Raw genomic sequence first — 17,556 nt, 5'->3', positions numbered from 1 at the left:
GGCTCGCAGAGCTAACTAATCATCAATTCTTATATAGCGGTACGCATTACGGTTAGGACGAGGTGCAGGGGTGAAACCCCTGCGTGGGGGCACCGCCCCCACCCCCCTGATGTCCTAACTAGATTGCGTAGAACTATATCAAGCTGATTCTGGCTTCGGTAATGATGATGGATGCATCAACAGCTCGGCTGTAGAGCGTTTTTCAACCATCTCACGGGTAATAGAACAGCGAGTGACATCCTTACGAGACGGTAGCTCATACATAATATCCAGCATGAGTTCTTCTACGATGCTCCGCAAGGCTCTGGCTCCTGTCTTCCGTCGATAGGCTTCTTTGGCGATCGCCCTCACCGCATCCGGACGAAATTCTAGCTGAACATTGTCCATTCGTAGCAACTTCTGGTATTGCTTCACCAACGCATTGCGCGGCTCCGTCAAAATTTCGGTCAAGGCATCTTCATCCAGTGGATCGACCACGGCCATCACTGGCACTCGACCAATAAACTCTGGGATCATACCAAACTTAACCAGATCATCCGGCTCTAGATGCTTCAGCACATCAGCGGCTCGCTTTTCTTTAGGCTGATTTTCTCCAGGCTGAATAAACCCGATCGATTTTTTGCCGATCCGTTGCTCAACCGCTTTGTCCAGCCCAACAAAAGCGCCCCCGCAGATAAATAGAATGTTGCTGGTATCAATCTGGATACAATCTTGGTAAGGATGCTTGCGCCCGCCTTGCGGCGGCACATTGGCGACCGTTCCTTCCAGCATTTTTAGTAAGGCTTGCTGTACCCCTTCACCCGAGACATCGCGGGTAATCGAGGGGTTTTCACTTTTCCGAGCAATCTTATCGATCTCGTCGATGTAAATAATTCCTCGTTGCGCTTCTTCTACATCCAGATCTGCCACCTGGAGCAGACGCAACAAGATATTCTCGACATCTTCGCCAACATACCCCGCTTCGGTCAGGGTAGTTGCGTCCGCGACCGCAAAGGGAACATCTAACATTTCCGCTAATGTCTGCGCCAACAGGGTTTTACCACACCCCGTCGGTCCAATCAGCAAAATATTAGACTTCTGCAATTCCACCGAATCATCCAGTTTACTGTTGCTGCCAGTACCGCCATTCCCCTTACCTTGAGTAAAGCTAAGGCGCTTGTAGTGGTTATAGACCGCAACCGAAAGCACTTTCTTGGCTTCGTCTTGACCAATGACATGCTCGTCTAGATGCTTTTTGATCTCCCTGGGCTTAGGGATCTGGCTTAGCGCTGGACGAGGGCTACGCGATGGACGTTTTTCCGGCTGCTGCTGTTCTCGTCTCGGTGAAGATTGAGGAACAGCAGCGCTGGAGTCAAACAACTCCTCATCCAAAATTTCGTTACAAAGGTCAACACATTCATCACAAATATAAACTCCAGGTCCGGCAATTAGCTTGCGCACCTGTTCCTGCGATTTACCACAAAACGAACATTTTAGATGAGAGTCGTACTTAGACATATTCGCCCTCTTATTTCAGTGCGGTGACTGTCTCTCTAGCCGCAGGTAGATCCTGTCGGGTGATGACTTTGTCAATGAGACCGTAGGTTTTAGCTTCTTCTGCCGACATGAAAAAGTCGCGCTCGGTATCCGCCTCAATTTTGTCGATGGGTTGACCCGTATGATAAGCCAACAATTCGTTAAGTTGCCGTTTGTGGTACAAAATTTCTTTGGCTTGGATCTCAATGTCCACCGCTTGCCCCTGGGCACCACCGAGGGGTTGGTGGATCATGATTCGAGAACTTGGCAAAGACATGCGTTTGCCGGCTGCACCACCTGCCAACAAGAAAGCACCCATGCTTGCTGCTAGACCAAAGCAAATGGTCATAACATCAGGGCGAACTTGCTGCATCGTATCGTAAATCGCCATACCTGCGGTGACGGAGCCACCAGGTGAATTGATGTAAAGTTGAATATCTTTTTCTGGATCTTCGGCATCCAGAAATAACAGCTGAGCCACGATAGAATCGGCAACTGAGTCATCTACGGGCGTTCCAAGAAACACAATCCGTTCTCGTAAGAGGCGAGAGTATATATCAAATGCTCGCTCTCCTCGACCTGACTGCTCTACTACCATTGGGATGACATTCTTGATGCCCGATGGTAGTGAATTATAAGTATCTGAGAAGGCGATGCTGTTCATCAAATAGTCAGGAGATTTTGATACAAGCATAGTTTGGCAAACATGTGACTGAAAACAGTAGCAAAGTCAAGCGATCGCGACTTTATCGAGTAAATCCCTTAAACCCTAAACCAGACTTCAGAAATTTAGAATCTCTGGTGAAACAGTTTACAGGGGGACTTAGACTCTATCCGTCATTATGCCTTAACTCCCCCGTAACTGGTGCGAATCTAACATGGGTCAAAGCAGAATGCTTTGATGTTTAACCCTCTTCAGAGTCTGTTGATTTTGCAGTTTTTGGTTTTTTCTTTGTGGTCTTGGGTGTTTTAAGTGCTGATTCAGCTTCGTCTTGTGCTGCCGTATCGTCCCCAGATTCAACTGCGACCGCTGATACCTCGATCGTATCAGGGGGACTGTCAGCTGTGTCTGCGATCGCCTCAGGCGTCTCGGGTGCCGATTCATCATCGGCGGCTGAAGCGTCTTCTTCAGGTTCCTCAGCTTTGGTCAAGGTTCCTTCCGGCACCAGCTCGACCGTACACCGCTCTAAAAGCCAATCAAAGATTTTCTCTTTTAAGAGATCTTCTTCAATGACTCCGCGCAGCTTATCCAAATCAAAATCTTGTTTAGGATAGTCCTGCAAAAACTCACTGACTCTAGCGTCAACCTCTTCAGAATCTGTTGTGATTGACTCTAGTTCAGCAATTTTGCCCAGTGCCAGAGTTCGTTTCAACCGCTCTAACGCGTCAGGTCGCGATCGCTCTTTCAACTGCGCCACGATCTCATCGGTAAATAACCGTTTGACGTCCATCCCTTGACGGCTAAATTGCATCGCCGTCTGGCTAACAATAAAATCGACTTCTCGCTTGATCAGCGTTTCGGGTAAGTCAACCTGAAGATAGTTAACCAGTTCGTTTAACAAGGCAGCTTCCTTGTTGGCGCGGGTTTTATCTTCAGCCTGTTTTTTAAATTGAGACTCTAACGATTCGTTTAACTCCGCCATGGTTTCGAATTCGCTGACATCTTGGGCGAAGTCGTCATCCAGTGCGGGTAACTCTTTCTCTTTTAGGTCTTTGAGCGTAATCGTAAAGATAGCCCGTTTCCCAGCCAAGTCCTCTTGGGCATAGCTTTCGGGAAACGTAATAGATAATTCCTTTGTCTCTCCAGGAGTCATGCCAATGATGCCATCGACAAATCCTGGGATAAAGCGACCTTCGATCAACTCGATCTCAAAATCCTGAGCATCGCCCCCCGGAATCTCTTGAGCTTCACTATCTTCTGCGTCGTCGGGGAAAAACGTCCCCGAAAAATCAACGACGGCTACATCTTTCGTTTGGGCTGCTCGTCCTTCCACCGGAACGAGTGTCGCCGAGCGATTGCGATAGTTTTCTAAAACCTCTTCGACTTGCTTAGGATCGTATGGCACCTCTTCTGCCTGTACTTCTAAGCCTGTGTATTGGCTCAGAGCCACATCAGGAGGCACATCTACAACCGCAGTAAATGTTAGGGCTGAACCAGGTTCAAACTGATTGACCAGCTCATCGAAAGAAGATTTAAGCTGAAAATTGCCGATCGCATCAATTTTTTCTTGCTCAATCGCTTGTTTCAAGCTGCTTTCAACGAGTTCTTCAACGACCGTTGCTTTAATTCGACTGGAGCCAAAGCGTTGAATCAGAATTTGACGAGGTACCTTACCTCTGCGAAATCCAGGGATGTTGGCATTGCGAGTGAACTCCCTAAGAGTTTTTTCGTATGCCTCTTTCGACATTTCTGGAGTGATCTCAATCTCTAGCCCAACTTGGCTAGCGGGAAGCTTTTCCTGGGTAACTTTCATTGGCTTTCTCTTAGCACAGTCGCTGTAGCTGCTGACAAATTTCAGCATTGCCGCAATTAGCTATAGTAACCGATCCTGACTAAACCCAAGGTAATTCAAACGAAATCTCATGATTTGAGAGAAATACCCAGTGCTTAAATCCTGATTAAAAGGGTCGATCTCGTCAATCCAGACAAACTGGCGTTTGGATCCCACCTGGGTACGTAAGGATCGCAAATTAATTAAAACCCGGACGTTTATTTTTGGCAGCGCGGCGGAGCCGCGCTGCCAAAAATAAATCTTCGGTTTTATTAAATCCATGAGCTTAAGGATCGCAGAGCAAATAACCTGGCATTCTGTTTGAGAGAACGACGGCAGAGCCCTCGCTCTATCGATTTTTAAGGAAGAAAAACTGCCTTTGGAGCCTGGTTTTTTGGGATATGGGCTGGGTAACATGAAGAAATATAAACGCAAATTTGTTGTAAAAATTTACATTTATATCTGGGCTTGAAAATTTCAATCAGCACGAGCCGTATTTTCTCGGCGGGGTAATTAATTTTCTACGAACCTGGGCATTGTCAAGATTTTGAGAGTGCCGCTTCTAAATCGCTTTGGGGATTGCTAGACAAATCATTGGATGAGCCATGCTTGACGTCTACATCAAGTTGCCCCCATGTTGCAAACACGAAATTTTGCAACATAGGGGTTTGGGGGCTGCGCCCCCAAGAGGGGGTAAAACCCTCTCCACCCCCCCCTCTAAAACTTTTAAGTTGGTGTATAGATTTCTCTGGCTAGTTGAAGCGAATAGAAGTCAGTTATGATCTAGTAGTTACACAACTATGTGTCAAAATTAAAGTTGAAGACTTACCGATCGCGTCAGTTCAGGTTAGTCACCAGGCGTTCTGTCTATAAATCCTGAAGGGGTTAGAGTTTACTCTCCGAACACGATAGAGATTATCGGTTGGTTGAAATAAAGGGTTGCCCAGCATAGGTTTGACGAAATAAAGAGACTGCAATATTAGGTTTTGGGTAATTTAATTTAAAGATTAGTTGGTTTAATCAGTCATCATTTTTGTCAAAGTTTCATCAGAAATAATCGTTATTTTCATGCGTTTCAGTGTTTTTGGTTGGAGGAAATGAGTTTGTCCAAGTCTTATCGGGTCGCTGTCTTGGGTGCAACGGGAGCGGTTGGCACTGAGCTATTGCAGCTTCTAGAAGAAAGGCATTTTCCCTTAGAAGATTTGAAGCTTCTGGCATCGCCGCGTTCGGCAGGTCAGAAGCTGAAATTTAAAGGGGTAGAACTGACGGTTGAGCCAGTTGGCGATCGCTCGTTTGATGGCGTAGATTTGGTGCTGGCATCCGCCGGTGGATCCGTTTCTAAAGCGTGGGCACCCAAAGCAGTCGCCGCAGGTGCAGTGGTGATCGACAACTCCAGCGCCTTCCGCATGGATGCTGATGTGCCCCTAATCGTGCCAGAGGTTAACCCGCAAGCTGCGGCTGCCCATCGAGGCATTATTGCGAACCCAAACTGCACAACGATTTTGATGAATGTTGCCGTTTATCCCTTACACCAGATTCAGCCTGTCCAGCGGATTGTAGCAGCAACCTATCAATCTGCAAGTGGTGCTGGGGCAATGGCAATGGAAGAAGTCAAAAAGCAAGCTCTGGAGATCTTGCAAGGACAAGAGCCGACCCATGGCATCTTTCCGTATCCATTAGCGTTTAATCTGTTTCCCCATAATTCTCCTCTCAAAGAGAACGGATACTGCGAAGAAGAGCTGAAGATGGTCAATGAGACCCGTAAGATCTTTGGGGATGCTAATATCCGCATCACAGCAACATGTATTCGGGTTCCCGTGCTGAGAGCCCACTCAGAAGCCATTAATCTCGAATTCGCTGCTCCCTTCAGCGTTGAATTGGCACGGCAAGCGCTGAGTCAGGCACCTGGCGTCAAGCTAGTGGAAGACTGGAATGCCAACTACTTCCCTATGCCGCTGGAAGCAACAGGGCAAGATGCAGTGTTAGTGGGGCGGATTCGTCAAGACCTCTCGCATCCGTGTGGATTAGAGCTTTGGCTCAGTGGCGATCAAATTCGCAAAGGAGCCGCTCTAAATGCTGTACAAATTGCTGAGTTGCTGGTGGCTCAAGATTTATTGAAACCCACTCGAGAAACTGTAGCAGTCAACTAGAAATAGGCTCATAGGTAGCAGGTTGTTCACCTGAACTAGTGCTAGAGTTCTATACATTGATGATTGAATTGATGACTGAGTTCGTCGGAACTTTATTTAATAGAGCGTGTCAGGTGTGAGTAGTTTTGGACAATTGTTGACGGCGATGATTACGCCGTTCAATGAAGACGGCAGTGTAAATTATGCTGTCGCCGAAGAGCTAGCGGCTCATTTGGCTGACCATGGCACAGATGCAATTGTCGTCTGTGGAACGACGGGTGAGTCTCCAACACTCAGTTGGAGTGAAGAATTTGACCTTTTCCGGGTAATTCGACAGGCAGTAGATGGAAAGGCTAAGATTATTGCAGGGACAGGATCGAACTCAACCCAAGAGGCGATCGCTGCGACGCAAAAAGTTGATAGTCTAGGTTTAGTAGACGGGACGTTGCAAGTTGTTCCGTATTACAATAAGCCACCGCAAGAGGGGTTATATCAGCATTTTCGGGCGATCGCAGAAGCCAGTCCAGACTTGCCGATGATGCTTTACAACATCCCTGGACGAACTGGGCAGAATCTTCTTCCTGAGACGATTATTCGCTTAGCAGAAATTCCTAACATTATTGCGGTCAAAGAAGCGAGTGGTAACTTAGACCAGGTCAGCCAAATTCGACGAGCGACTGCCCCAGAGTTTAAAATCTATTCGGGTGACGACTCCCTGACACTGCCCATACTCTCCGTCGGAGGAGAAGGGGTTGTAAGTGTGGCTAGTCATCTCGTCGGCGACCAACTGCAACAGATGATCCAATCGTTTCATAACGGTCAACCCCAAACCTCTGTTCAGATTCACCTCCAGCTTTTCCCATTGTTCAAAGCCCTGTTTTTGAGCACCAACCCTATCCCCATCAAGGCTGCATTGAGACTTCAGGGTTGGCAAGTAGGGTCTTGCCGTTTACCGTTGAGTGACATTTCTCCAGATGTTCTTCAATCTCTCAAAGCAGTAATGTCAGATCTCAATCTCCTCCCCAATGCCTAAAGCCTGTATCAACTGAGCCACCAGACATACCTCAGTTCATCGGTTAGTTGCAGGGTCGTAATCAAAGTTTCTCTACAACTGAATATCTCATCGCGGAGCTTTCTTGCATCTTCACCCCGCTTAGCCAAACTTACCCCCATCACTTTTTCGGCGTTTATATCGATTGGATATCTATTCGCCAGAAGCGTCATAAGGGTTAGCGCTAAATTTTCTGCAAACCGTATCGTAAAGGAAATACATGAGTCAAAACGAACTGACACCGACCCTTAAAATTATTCCTCTTGGAGGGCTGCACGAAATTGGTAAGAACACCTGTGTGTTTGAAATCAATGATGAAATTATTCTGTTAGACGCAGGTTTAGCCTTCCCGACAGATGGTATGCACGGCGTCAATATTGTGCTACCAGACATGACGTACTTGCGAGACAATCGCCACAAGATTAAGGGCATGATCGTCACCCACGGGCACGAAGACCACATCGGCGGGATTGCGTTTCACTTAAAGCAATTTGATATCCCTGTGATCTATGGTCCTCGCTTAGCGATGGCACTCTTGCAAGACAAGTTAGAGGAAGCTGGAGTCGCAGATCGGACTGAACTGCGGAAAGTTCGCCCTCGTGAAATGGTTCGGATTGGCACCTCATTTCTAGTGGAATACATTCGCAATACTCACTCTATTGCTGATAGTTTTACCGTCGCGATCCATACTCCTGTGGGCGTTGTGATTCACACAGGAGACTTTAAGATTGACCATACCCCTGTGGATGGGGAAAAGTTTGATTTTCAGCGGCTCGCAGAACATGGCGAAAAAGGTGTGCTGTGTCTGATTAGTGATTCAACGAATTCAGAAGTGCCGGGATATACACCGTCTGAGCGGTCAGTTTTCCCTAATCTTGATCGGGTCTTTAGTCAGGCGAGTGGGCGGTTGTTCGTCACCACGTTTGCTTCGTCAGTTCACCGCATCAATATGGTGCTGGAACTGGCACAAAAGCACGGTCGGGTGGTCTCTGTTGTGGGACGGTCGATGCTGAACCTGATTGCCCACGCTCGGACTCTGGGGTATATCAAGTGCGAAGATAATCTCTTTGTGCCGCTGAATATGCTCAACAAGATTCCTGACAACAACGTCTTAATTTTGACGACAGGTTCTCAGGGTGAGCCCATGGCGGCGATGACTCGGCTTGCCAACCAAGAACACCGACAAATCAAAATTCGTCAAGGTGATACAGTTGTCTTTTCGGCAAATCCGATTCCTGGCAACACGATCGCCGTGGTCAACACGATCGATAAGCTGATGATGTTGGGTGCCAAAGTTGTCTATGGTCGGGATAAAGGCATCCATGTGTCGGGTCACGGTTCCCAAGAAGATCAAAAGCTCATGATCGGGCTGACACAACCCAAATTTTTCTTGCCGGTTCATGGTGAGCATCGAATGCTGGTGAAGCATTCCGAAACGGCTCAAAGTATGGGTATTCCAGCGGAAAATATGGTGATCATCAACAATGGTGATGTGGTGGAGCTGACCCAGGAGAGCATTAAAATTGGGGGCAAGGTTCCGTCAGGCATTGAGCTGGTGGATGCCTCCCGTTCTGGAGTGGTAAATGAGCAAGTGTTGAAAGATCGCCAACGTCTAGCTGAAGACGGGGTTGTAACTGTTGCAGCAGCGATTAGCTGGGAAGGTGAATTGCTGGTTAAACCTGAAATTCACTTGAAAGGAGTGGTTACATCTACCGATAAGGTTCGGTTGCAGCAATCGATTACCAAGGTCATCAATGCTGTATTGAGCGATCGCTGGAGTGAATTTAGTCGAACTCTGGGCACCGATCAAGTGGAGATCGATTGGGTTAGACTGCAAACTCAGATTGAAGTTGAGCTACGTCGGTTGTTACGCCAGGAGCTGCAAAGCAATCCGTTACTCGTGCTGTTGATGCAAGGTCAAGACCGACCTGCAATTCAATCGGCTAGACGGCAGCGATCGACCGCGAAAGTTGCTTCTTAGGATCATGAATTATAATGACCTGTCATTCTTTTCGGGAGAGTGATGGCTGCGCCATCGCTCTCCCGAAAAGAATCAGGTTTATAAAGTTCACGATCCTCAGTTAGATTTATCAACCCAAACGTTTTCAAAAGATTGAGGGATGGGGGCTTTGCCCCCATCCCTCAATCTTTTGGCGTGGCAGCTTTTGGGAGTGCTTGTGAGTCTGAGCCTCCCCGTAGGGATCCTGAGATGCGATCGCCAATACGGGTCAAACTATCGTGATATTACGCAATGTAAATCCTGAGAACTCGGGCAAGATAGCAGTGTGCTGGGTAAGAGGGATATAAACATCCCTCGCCTGGCTAGGAACTCAAGCCAAGTGCGCCTCTGATACGCCGTACAAAGACCGTCTGTGACTTAGTGAAAGATCACCCGATCAGGCGATGGTTCCAATCCGAGAAGTTTCAGTCTGCCCATGTAGATATCTACAGGTGAACCCTATGTCGTACTCGACCTTCACCGGAAGAGAGGAAGAGAGCATGAATGTATCTAGCTACACCATAGAAAATTTGGCGCTTACAAGCTGGGCTTGGATCAATCCTGCGAAGCCGCCTGTGGATGAGAGGAATGGTTCTGTCCCCTCCTTAAGCTCTATTTCCCACAAGCGCGGGCTTGACATTTTACAACCCCTTCGACAATGGTTGGATCAGCTTGACGTCAAAGAACGAGCATTTGCTCACAAAGTTTGTCAATTAATTCCAGCGCAGTGCCCGTTTGAACGAGATATCAAAGTCTTTGGTCGGACTGTTCTGCATATCCCACCCCTGTGTAAGCTCAATCCAGTTTATGAAGAGGTTGTTGGCTTACGTTTCCGCGCCCTTTGCTATCTTGCGGATGAATGTGGCGAAGATGTCACGCAATATTGCTAAAGCTCGTAAATTTAATAAAATCCGCTTCGTTTGAGGGAGCGACGGCGAAGCCGTCGCTCCCTCAAACGCATCATAGGTTAATTTGTGCTTGTGATTTAGCGTTTTGCTATAGCAATTCTCAGTGGCGTGACGCACAAGCTATTGTGAGAGAGCCGTGCGGAGCGTGACCCTCACACAATAGCCGCAATCGATGCAGGCGTGAAGCGCTATATTGAAGTGTCAATAAAGTATGTAACTGTGGAGGGTTGGCGCTTCCTGCAAGAATGCTAAAATCGAAGCAAAAAATGGAGATCTCTCTGAAATACCTTGTCAGTGTATAAATATGAACTAAACACGCTCTTTTATCGGAAGTTCTGGAGCAGACCATCACCCCTATGTCTGGGCTTTGGTTGAAACATTAGGGCTAGTACCAAGAAAAAGTTTTGCAGCGGGTTGCAGGGGGTTCAGTGTGAGCGCTCAGCTGAACAGTGAAAACCTCTGGTGGGGGCAATGCTCCTGGACTCTGTGCGTAAAATTTAGCGTTTAGATACTAGTGTTGCAAACACCAAATTTTGCAACATGGGGGGTTGGGGGCGAAGCCCCCAAGAAGGGGTTCCACCCCTTCACCCCTGACAAAACTTTCGTTTTGCTGTACTAGTGTGGCGAACACTAAATTCTGCAACATGGGGTGTGGGGACTGCGCCCCTCACAGGGGTAGAACCCATGCACCCCGTGGTCAACCTTTTAATTGGATCTACTAGTACTTTGTCCAGTCAGTTTTGCCATTTAAATAGAGTAGGGACAAAGCTTCTCAATAGAGCTTGAGCCCCTAACCTATCACTCCAAAATGCATTCAGTCCACCTAACAGAAATTTGCCCTGCCGCTGCTTGTGCAATCACAGAAAGCCCACAAAATTGATCTGACGATTGATTATCCTTGCCCGTGCCATCGGCGCGGGCGTCTGAAACCGATCGCATTAACGGAAGCGTTTGGCTGCAATCGCTGTCAACGTCTCTTTGTTGTTCAAGAGAATGGGTATTTTATTGAAGAATTGCCCACGACCTATTCTTATAAGCGCACGTGGCGTTGGACTGGCCATCAGTGGAGCATTGTTAGTCCTAGTTTGAGCAGAGGATATTTGCCTCTGACCATGATTGGGTTAGGAATTGTTATTGTCCTTTTAATTGCAACCCAAGCGACGAGTCCTGCTTTTTGGGCGATCGCTCTGCTTGCATTATTACTACTCGGTTTTGTTTTCTGGCTGGCTTGTAGACGTTAGTTGATGTCAACAGACTCTTTGGATTTATCGTTTGATTTGGGCAGTGCAGTGCGAAATGCACATCGCTCGTCGTTGGAGTTGGCTGTTCTCAAAGGAACCCATCGCAGTCGGGCGCTACAAAAAATGGCTGAGGCGCTCCGACGCAACCAGGACTATATTCTGGAAGCGAATACGTTGGATCTGGAAGCGAGCCGCGAAATGGCATTTCCAGAGCTAATTTTAGATTGGCTGAAATTAACCCCAGAACGGTTGCAAGCGGTGAATCGTCTTTTACAGCGCTTGTCAGAATTGTCAGACCCGATTCAGCAGGTGTTGAATACGCCCTACCAGGTGGAACAATGTCAGACCTATAGCCAGTTGATGCCCCTGGGCGTGATTGCGCTGATCTACGAAGCCTTTCCAGAATTGGGGGCGATCGCAGCGGGGCTGTGTTGCCGCACGGGCAATAGCTTGATTCTCAAAGGGGGCAGTGAAGCCAGCCATTCGAATGCGGCGATCGTAGAAATTATCAAAACCGCGATGGATGATGAAGGTTTGCCTGCCGATAGTCTACAATTGCTGCCTTCGGAACAAGGGGATTGGTTGCGAGAACTGGTAACCCAAGACCAGTATCTTAATCTCGTCATTCCCTATGGTCGTTCCAGCCTGGTACAGCAGGTGATTCGTCAGGCAACCGTGCCTGTGCTGCGAACTGCCATGGGCAACTGTTGTTTGTATTGGGCACCGTCAGGCAATTTAGATGTGGTGCGGTGGATGATTTTAGATAGTCATCAGAGTGACCCCGATCCGGTAAATGCGATCGAAAAGGTTCTTGTTCATCGCGATCAATATTCGACATCGCTGAATCTCTTATGGGGTAGCCTGCGAGAAAAAGGCTATGAACTCAAAGGAGATGAAGAACTGGTTGCCAAATTTCCGGATCTGGGTTCAGCAGAGACTTCCGAATGGAACCATGCGTATCTCAACCGCACGATCGCCTTTCGTATGGTTGATAGCCTGGAAATGGCGATCGCCTGGATCAATGAACACAGCAGTGGTCATGCTGACTGTTTGGCAACCGAGTCGTATCAAGAAAGTCGTCAGTTTGCCATGGGTGTTCATAGCGCCACGACCTACATTAATACTTCGCCTCGGTTTTACCGGAACCCCAACCGGGGTAGCCCGATTTCGTTGGGCATGTCGAACCAGAAAGGGTATCGTCGGGGGCTGATTACGATGGAGACATTGACGACGCTGAAACATATTGTCCAGGGCAATGGTTTACCTTAAGGCGATGCCTCACATACAAGGATGGGGTAGTGGTATCCATGTAATGATTTGTTGTGGCGCGGGCGTCGCCCGCGCCACAACAAATCATTACATTTTCAAGGCTGCCAAGAATGTCAGATTACTGCATCTATAGATCTTAACCAGTGCACGATCCTGTTAAAATCCGTCAAAATTGCAGGTCGATTTTCGGGAGTCAAAACAGGTACATGGACGAAGAGACAGTCCTTGACAGAATCTTGAGTCTGGCAATGTTTCAAGACGGAATAGTACAAAAAATTACATACAAATTGACCGGCATCGTGGCTGATTTCGGCGTAGGTCAGGTGTGCCAGGAGTGCTACAAGATTGAGCTGAGTCGATAGGCGATCATCTTCAACTACGGCTTGCGACTCTAGACTGAGCTTGACCCGCTTTTCTGCCATGCCGCAGAGCAGGATGATATCGGGATGAAGTTGCTCAATTAGGGCGATCGCCTGTTCGGGAGCCAGTTGGAAATCGACCGGCAGTTGTCTGAGAAAATGCAACCCAGATCCATGGGAATGACCGTCAGCCAATTCCAACAGCACATCATCGGATGAGTTAGACGGTTGCTCTGGCTTCCAGGTTGTAAAAGACGTCAGCAAAATGGTCTTGTGCATGGCGCGTAGATGCATTGCGTTTCAGGCGAGACACCCTAACTCAGCGATGATCCCAGGCTTTCATCTTACCGGGATTCAACAACCCGTAAGGATCGACTCTTTCTTTAAACTGAAGCTGAATCGGATCAATGGTTTTGCGACCGCCATCTTCCAAAATGTAGGTATGGGGATTGGCAATAAACGCCCCCATGTCTTCGTGATATTTGATAATCTCATAGAGCCGCTCGGCAGTAGAGTAGCGGACGATTTGTAAGGCTGCCGGAATTGCAGTTCCCTGGACGCGGATGAATTCTAAATGCATCATCACTTCATCGCCAAAATGATGATACATATGCTCGATCAGTTTGAGCTGGCGATCGGCAGGAAAGAGGGTTTGTAGATAGGTGAGGCTGGGGTCAACGCTACGGGCGTGAAGCGTCGTGTGATTCCAGGTAAATTCGGCGATCGCCACTCCCTTGCTGGCTTCTTGAGCCGACTTTTGATAGCAAATGGTGCCACCAAACTCTTTGACGAGTTCACCAAACGGTTCCAGACAGGATTCGGCAATCATCAATAAGGCACAATGGCTCTTTTCGGGAATGGTATTCCGCAGAGCCGCAAAGTATGCCGGAATGGGATCGGCACAAATAGAAATCAACTTTTTAATAATGCCGTCGGAGTCTGCCAGAGCTTGCCCAAACCGGGCAGCCGTCATAAAGTCGGCAAACGACACAATTAGCTCGCTCCAGGCATAGGCAGGACCCAGCGGAATCTCTAATTCGACAATAATGCCGTTGGTGCCATAGGCGTGGTTGACCTTTTGCACATCATCGCCTCGCAGTTCGATTACCTGGGGTTCATCTTCCATGGTTACGACTCGGACGGCGTGGAGATTACCGCGATCGCGCAACTGACCATAGGTGATCGACCCAATGCCACCGCTACCACCCCCGATGAAGCCGCCAATCGTTGCGGTGCGGTAGGTCGAAGGAGCCATGCGAATCTCCCAGCCGATGTCGCGGGTTTGCTTATCTAACGCTATCAACTTGACCCCCGGTTCAACACAGGCAAGACCAGGCTTGATCCACTTCACCGCCTGCATTTTCGTCAGGTCTAAAATGACGCCCCCCTGGAGCGGCACACACTGCCCATAGTTACCCGTTCCTGCCCCCCGAACCGTCAGCGGCAGCCGGTGTTGGACACAGACTTTGGCGATCGCCCGTACCTCTGACTCATTGGCAGGGCGTACCACGACATCGCCCACTTTATCTTTGAGTTGAGCTTGCAAAATTGGGCTGTAGGTGTAGTAGTCTTTCGATAATTTAGCGACTTGTGCTGGCTCCCGAATGATCTCGATACCCGCCAGTGCAGCTTCAAACGCATCCCAATCAATGGGGCTAATGGTGGTTGCCGTCATTCTGTAAGCCTCCGTAAATCCGTATCCTTAGCAAGGTAAAACGCACCTTCTAACGATTCTGTTCTGTAGCGTACAGCATCTAATCGGTCGATATGGCGATGTCATGAGGATCTTTTAAGACCGTTGGCGTATTGTCCCTGGCATTGGAGGCTGAGAATTACGACATAGCGCTTCGTGCTGGGTTAGAACCAGATTATTTTTTGCCAGCCATGCGGAGCATGGCTGGCAAAAAATAATCTGGACTCCACTCGATTGAAAATTGCTATAGATTACGGGTGGTGAGAGAACCGCGCGGAGCGCGGCTCTCTCACCACCCCTTGCACGTCACGCCATTGAGAATTGCTATAAATCATGAACCGATGAACGCTGGGGTGAGCTTGAGGGGAAAGGTAAGGCTAACGTTTTGGTGGTGCAGCGTATGTGGACAAAAATTAGGGCGTTCACGTTAATCAGTGCGATCGCCTTCCTGTTAAATGGATGTCTTGCTTCCCTATTTCCGGCAGCCGTTACGGTTAGCCCCACACCAGGGGTCCCTGGGGCGCAAAGCGTGGTTTCGCTAGAGAAATATAACCAGGTGCAGACGGGAATGACGTTGGCACAAGTCGAAGCGATTTTGGGCAAAGGCAGCGAGTTAAGCCGCACAGAAACGCCTGGGATGCCGGTCACGACGATTTATACCTGGATTGGGTTGAATGGTGGGGTGACGGTCACCTTTCAAAATGATCAGGTATTAACAAAAACGCAAACGGGCTTAAAGTAGATTTGTGGAGGAGGGCGATCGCCCTTTTTAGGATTTCTGTTCGATGAACGAAATCACAATCATAATGATGCCGACGATCCACATCGGTAGAAAAATGAAATGTCCACCCGCACGGGGACTCAACCATCGTTCGCGGTGCGATAAATCAGGTGTGCGCCATCGGTAAACCCCATCCAGGAGAATCAGGACAATACCCGCGATCGTGCCAATCACCGTGACATTGCCTGCTGCTGCCAAACGCCCAATGACGTTGCCCACGATAGCGGCAATTAAGACAAAGACAAGACCCAGCATATTAAATCGAGCCATCGCACTTCCTCAACCCTCACAAGGAACTCGCAATCAAATAAAATCCCAGTTTTGTGGAGGCGTGCCTCTGGCACGCCTCCACAAAACTGGGATTCTATAAAACAACAAATCCTAAATATCCAGACACGATCCATTACCCGCAGACAGTTATTTCTCAAGATTTCCATAAAGGTGCGCATTCCACCATAAGTTTGTTGTGCCAAGATGATTAAAGAATGATCCCCGGAGTCACTTATGGCAGCGTCAGGCAAGTCTTCTGAGCGTTTTCGATCGGCAACGGAATTTCCGAAAGCAGTTGACCACTTAGATCAAGCGGAAGCCAATGCTCTGTATCGAGAAATGCGCGATTGTCTGATCTTTACCAATCGCAGCCGATCGCAGTTAATTCGGCGGAATGAAGAACATAAGCAATCGGCAATTCAACTCAAAGCGGATGTTGCCAAATTGCAAGCGATGATTGGGCAATTAACGTTAGAAAAGCAATCGTTGGCAGAGGCAGATCGGCAGATTATTTCGGCATTAGAGCAAGAAATGGGGTTAATGTCGGGGCACCTAGATCAACTAACCAGTGCGTTTGATGCCGTCGCCGATATTGAAACCTCTACTCAGTTGCATTGGGGATTTTTGTCAGTCCCCAGCCGCTTTCTGAATTTCATCAAAGCCGTTCGGACGATTGTGGTGTGGTGGAAAGAGGAGCAACCAGACGATGCTGCGATCAAGGCATTGCCGGGTGATGGAACGCAAAAACCCTCTACGCTAGATGAAACAGACGATCGCAGAGCTAACCCGCAGATGTATCAAGATTCTGCCTCTATTGGGCGATCGCTTTTAGATAAATAATTGTGCTGAGCTAAATTTTTCAGATGGGTAAAAAACGGGTAACACAACTGCTTGAGCAACTGAAAGAAAATCAGCAAGCAGGGCTGAACAATTCTGCTGCCATCTACACGGTGGCTCAGGTGGCAGTGAATGAGTTGCAAAATCAGCTGGATTCAGAGACGGAAAATGCGATCGCGCCCCTGCCAACGTTACCCGTTGCGCTGCCTGTGGCAGACACCGTCGCTGTATTAGACAAAGCAGATCTGGTGCAGCAGTATGGTTCGCACCTGGGATGTCGCAGAGCTGCAAAAGCACAGGGCATTCGCTTTAGTAAAACCCCCAGCTGGGAGCAACTGATTGCTGCCTTTAGCTATATAGAGACTTTTCGAGGATTGATCGCTGCCTACACGACGGCACATCCACATCCAGGGCTGCATGGGATGACGATTGAAATTGTTCTTCAGAACCCATCCCAAAAACATTGATATCGATCGATCGTTAGGGTCGGCATTATCGCCAGGCGACCAGCGATAAGAGCAACCACACAAAGAAAACCGCTTCGGTGCCGCGCAATGCCCGGATCAAAAGATTAAAATTATTGGTGCGATCGCTGGCTGATTTACCAAACCAGGTTGCCGCTTCATTTTTGGCGATCGCCTCGATCATTGATTTTTTTGTCAGTCTGGGAATTGCCACCCAGTCAAACACCACATAGAGCAGATAGGCTAACGCCGCAATTTTCCCGGTTTGCAGGTACGTCCATGCCAAAGCCGCAATCGTCAGACTGGATAAGAGCAGCAGGTAAACCGAGACGAAGGAACTAACAGACAATCTACGTTTTTTTCGTCGTGGCGATCGCTCTTGCGGCATAAATGCTGGGTTAGGGATGGGCTAGGAGACAGGTGAGTAGACGAAAATTTGAGCTGACGGAAATTCGATCTATTCGAGTGTACCGTCTCATCGTCAAACTTATAGCTGGGATTGCTGGCATGTCACAGCTTACTCATGTAAAGGGCGCAATATGTACGCT

At 48.3% G+C, this 17,556-nt stretch carries 16 protein-coding genes and 1 pseudogene; 9 read left to right on the top strand and 8 right to left on the bottom strand.

Annotated features, from left to right (window positions below; genetic code table 11):
• Positions 1-138 precede the first annotated feature (138 nt).
• The 4 genes and pseudogenes from clpX to ACR6Z4_RS08420 all read right to left on the bottom strand — a co-directional run bounded on the left by clpX (position 139) and on the right by ACR6Z4_RS08420 (position 4,669).
• Complete coding sequence (gene clpX / locus ACR6Z4_RS08435) at positions 139-1,497, bottom strand: ATP-dependent protease ATP-binding subunit ClpX (RefSeq protein ID WP_479716807.1); 1,359 nt, start codon at positions 1,495-1,497, stop codon at positions 139-141.
• Positions 1,498-1,507: 10 nt separating this feature from the next.
• Entirely contained in the window at positions 1,508-2,209 is a 702-nt protein-coding gene (gene clpP, locus ACR6Z4_RS08430; protein ID WP_479716806.1) for an ATP-dependent Clp endopeptidase proteolytic subunit ClpP, read from the bottom strand.
• Between the two features lie 382 nt (positions 2,210-2,591).
• A pseudogene (gene tig, locus ACR6Z4_RS08425) lies at positions 2,592-3,989 on the bottom strand (trigger factor); the annotation flags it as partial.
• 557 nt (positions 3,990-4,546) lie between these two features.
• The gene (locus ACR6Z4_RS08420) at positions 4,547-4,669 is read right to left on the bottom strand and encodes a hypothetical protein (RefSeq protein ID WP_479716805.1); all 123 of its coding nucleotides are present in this window, start codon (positions 4,667-4,669) and stop codon (positions 4,547-4,549) included.
• A gap of 441 nt (positions 4,670-5,110) precedes the next feature.
• Between ACR6Z4_RS08420 and ACR6Z4_RS08415 the strand changes: the two genes are divergently transcribed.
• From ACR6Z4_RS08415 to ACR6Z4_RS08390, 6 genes are all read left to right on the top strand, one after another.
• Complete coding sequence (locus tag ACR6Z4_RS08415) at positions 5,111-6,157, top strand: aspartate-semialdehyde dehydrogenase (protein ID WP_479716804.1); 1,047 nt, start codon at positions 5,111-5,113, stop codon at positions 6,155-6,157.
• Between the two features lie 115 nt (positions 6,158-6,272).
• Positions 6,273-7,169, top strand: coding sequence for a 4-hydroxy-tetrahydrodipicolinate synthase (dapA, locus tag ACR6Z4_RS08410; RefSeq protein ID WP_479716803.1), 897 nt, complete (start codon positions 6,273-6,275; stop codon positions 7,167-7,169).
• Positions 7,170-7,407: 238 nt separating this feature from the next.
• Complete coding sequence (locus ACR6Z4_RS08405) at positions 7,408-9,168, top strand: ribonuclease J (RefSeq protein ID WP_479716802.1); 1,761 nt, start codon at positions 7,408-7,410, stop codon at positions 9,166-9,168.
• A 518-nt stretch (positions 9,169-9,686) separates the two neighbouring features.
• On the top strand, positions 9,687-10,076 hold the full coding sequence (locus tag ACR6Z4_RS08400) for a Mo-dependent nitrogenase C-terminal domain-containing protein (protein WP_479716916.1): 390 nt from the start codon (positions 9,687-9,689) through the stop codon (positions 10,074-10,076).
• A gap of 869 nt (positions 10,077-10,945) precedes the next feature.
• Positions 10,946-11,335 carry a hypothetical protein gene (locus ACR6Z4_RS08395; RefSeq protein WP_479716801.1) on the top strand — a complete coding sequence of 130 codons (390 nt, stop codon included), beginning with the start codon at positions 10,946-10,948 and terminating at the stop codon, positions 11,333-11,335.
• A gap of 3 nt (positions 11,336-11,338) precedes the next feature.
• A complete protein-coding gene (locus ACR6Z4_RS08390; RefSeq protein WP_479716800.1) occupies positions 11,339-12,604 on the top strand; it encodes a glutamate-5-semialdehyde dehydrogenase in 1,266 nt (421 codons plus the stop codon).
• A 113-nt stretch (positions 12,605-12,717) separates the two neighbouring features.
• On the opposite strand, the gene ACR6Z4_RS08385 is transcribed toward ACR6Z4_RS08390, so the two are convergent.
• Together ACR6Z4_RS08385 and ACR6Z4_RS08380 are read right to left on the bottom strand one after the other, a co-directional pair.
• Positions 12,718-13,242, bottom strand: a complete 525-nt coding sequence (locus ACR6Z4_RS08385) for a pyroglutamyl-peptidase I family protein (protein WP_479716799.1) — start codon at positions 13,240-13,242, stop codon at positions 12,718-12,720.
• Between the two features lie 40 nt (positions 13,243-13,282).
• Positions 13,283-14,638 (bottom strand): FAD-binding oxidoreductase, encoded by a 1,356-nt coding sequence (locus ACR6Z4_RS08380; protein ID WP_479716798.1) that lies wholly within the window; start codon positions 14,636-14,638, stop codon positions 13,283-13,285.
• A gap of 418 nt (positions 14,639-15,056) precedes the next feature.
• Here ACR6Z4_RS08380 and ACR6Z4_RS08375 point away from each other — a divergent pair, with 418 nt between their 5' ends.
• Positions 15,057-15,398 (top strand): hypothetical protein, encoded by a 342-nt coding sequence (locus ACR6Z4_RS08375; RefSeq protein ID WP_479716797.1) that lies wholly within the window; start codon positions 15,057-15,059, stop codon positions 15,396-15,398.
• Between the two features lie 27 nt (positions 15,399-15,425).
• Here ACR6Z4_RS08375 and ACR6Z4_RS08370 read toward each other — a convergent pair whose 3' ends face one another.
• Positions 15,426-15,707, bottom strand: a complete 282-nt coding sequence (locus ACR6Z4_RS08370; protein ID WP_479716796.1) for a hypothetical protein — start codon at positions 15,705-15,707, stop codon at positions 15,426-15,428.
• Between the two features lie 234 nt (positions 15,708-15,941).
• Here ACR6Z4_RS08370 and ACR6Z4_RS08365 point away from each other — a divergent pair, with 234 nt between their 5' ends.
• Together ACR6Z4_RS08365 and ACR6Z4_RS08360 are read left to right on the top strand one after the other, a co-directional pair.
• Entirely contained in the window at positions 15,942-16,547 is a 606-nt protein-coding gene (locus ACR6Z4_RS08365) for a hypothetical protein (RefSeq protein ID WP_479716795.1), read from the top strand.
• Positions 16,548-16,570: 23 nt separating this feature from the next.
• Complete coding sequence (locus ACR6Z4_RS08360; protein ID WP_479716794.1) at positions 16,571-17,011, top strand: hypothetical protein; 441 nt, start codon at positions 16,571-16,573, stop codon at positions 17,009-17,011.
• A 25-nt stretch (positions 17,012-17,036) separates the two neighbouring features.
• Here the strand turns inward: ACR6Z4_RS08360 and ACR6Z4_RS08355 are convergent, their stop codons facing one another.
• Positions 17,037-17,357: a hypothetical protein gene (locus ACR6Z4_RS08355; protein WP_479716793.1), complete on the bottom strand. Its 321-nt coding sequence runs from the start codon at positions 17,355-17,357 to the stop codon at positions 17,037-17,039.
• Positions 17,358-17,556: the final 199 nt, after the last annotated feature.

It is taken from the genome of Calyptranema fuscum S582, from assembly GCF_055793305.1.
The sequence above is the reverse complement of the archived record's forward strand: the minus strand, read 5'-3'. Positions and strand labels throughout refer to the sequence as shown.

Bases quoted from the DNA above. Each gene is read 5' to 3' on its own strand.
- ACR6Z4_RS08365 (WP_479716795.1), top strand. From the start codon at position 15,942: ATGGCAGCGTCAGGCAAGTCTTCTGAGCGTTTTCGATCGGCAACGGAA.
- ACR6Z4_RS08360 (WP_479716794.1), top strand. From the start codon at position 16,571: ATGGGTAAAAAACGGGTAACACAACTGCTTGAGCAACTGAAAGAAAAT.
- ACR6Z4_RS08375 (WP_479716797.1), top strand. From the start codon at position 15,057: ATGTGGACAAAAATTAGGGCGTTCACGTTAATCAGTGCGATCGCCTTC.
- ACR6Z4_RS08420 (WP_479716805.1), bottom strand. From the start codon at position 4,669: ATGTTGCAAAATTTCGTGTTTGCAACATGGGGGCAACTTGATGTAGAC.
- ACR6Z4_RS08380 (WP_479716798.1), bottom strand. From the start codon at position 14,638: ATGACGGCAACCACCATTAGCCCCATTGATTGGGATGCGTTTGAAGCT.
- ACR6Z4_RS08385 (WP_479716799.1), bottom strand. From the start codon at position 13,242: ATGCACAAGACCATTTTGCTGACGTCTTTTACAACCTGGAAGCCAGAG.
- clpP (WP_479716806.1), bottom strand. From the start codon at position 2,209: ATGCTTGTATCAAAATCTCCTGACTATTTGATGAACAGCATCGCCTTC.
- ACR6Z4_RS08400 (WP_479716916.1), top strand. From the start codon at position 9,687: ATGAATGTATCTAGCTACACCATAGAAAATTTGGCGCTTACAAGCTGG.
- ACR6Z4_RS08405 (WP_479716802.1), top strand. From the start codon at position 7,408: ATGAGTCAAAACGAACTGACACCGACCCTTAAAATTATTCCTCTTGGA.
- ACR6Z4_RS08370 (WP_479716796.1), bottom strand. From the start codon at position 15,707: ATGGCTCGATTTAATATGCTGGGTCTTGTCTTTGTCTTAATTGCCGCT.
- ACR6Z4_RS08390 (WP_479716800.1), top strand. From the start codon at position 11,339: ATGTCAACAGACTCTTTGGATTTATCGTTTGATTTGGGCAGTGCAGTG.
- clpX (WP_479716807.1), bottom strand. From the start codon at position 1,497: ATGTCTAAGTACGACTCTCATCTAAAATGTTCGTTTTGTGGTAAATCG.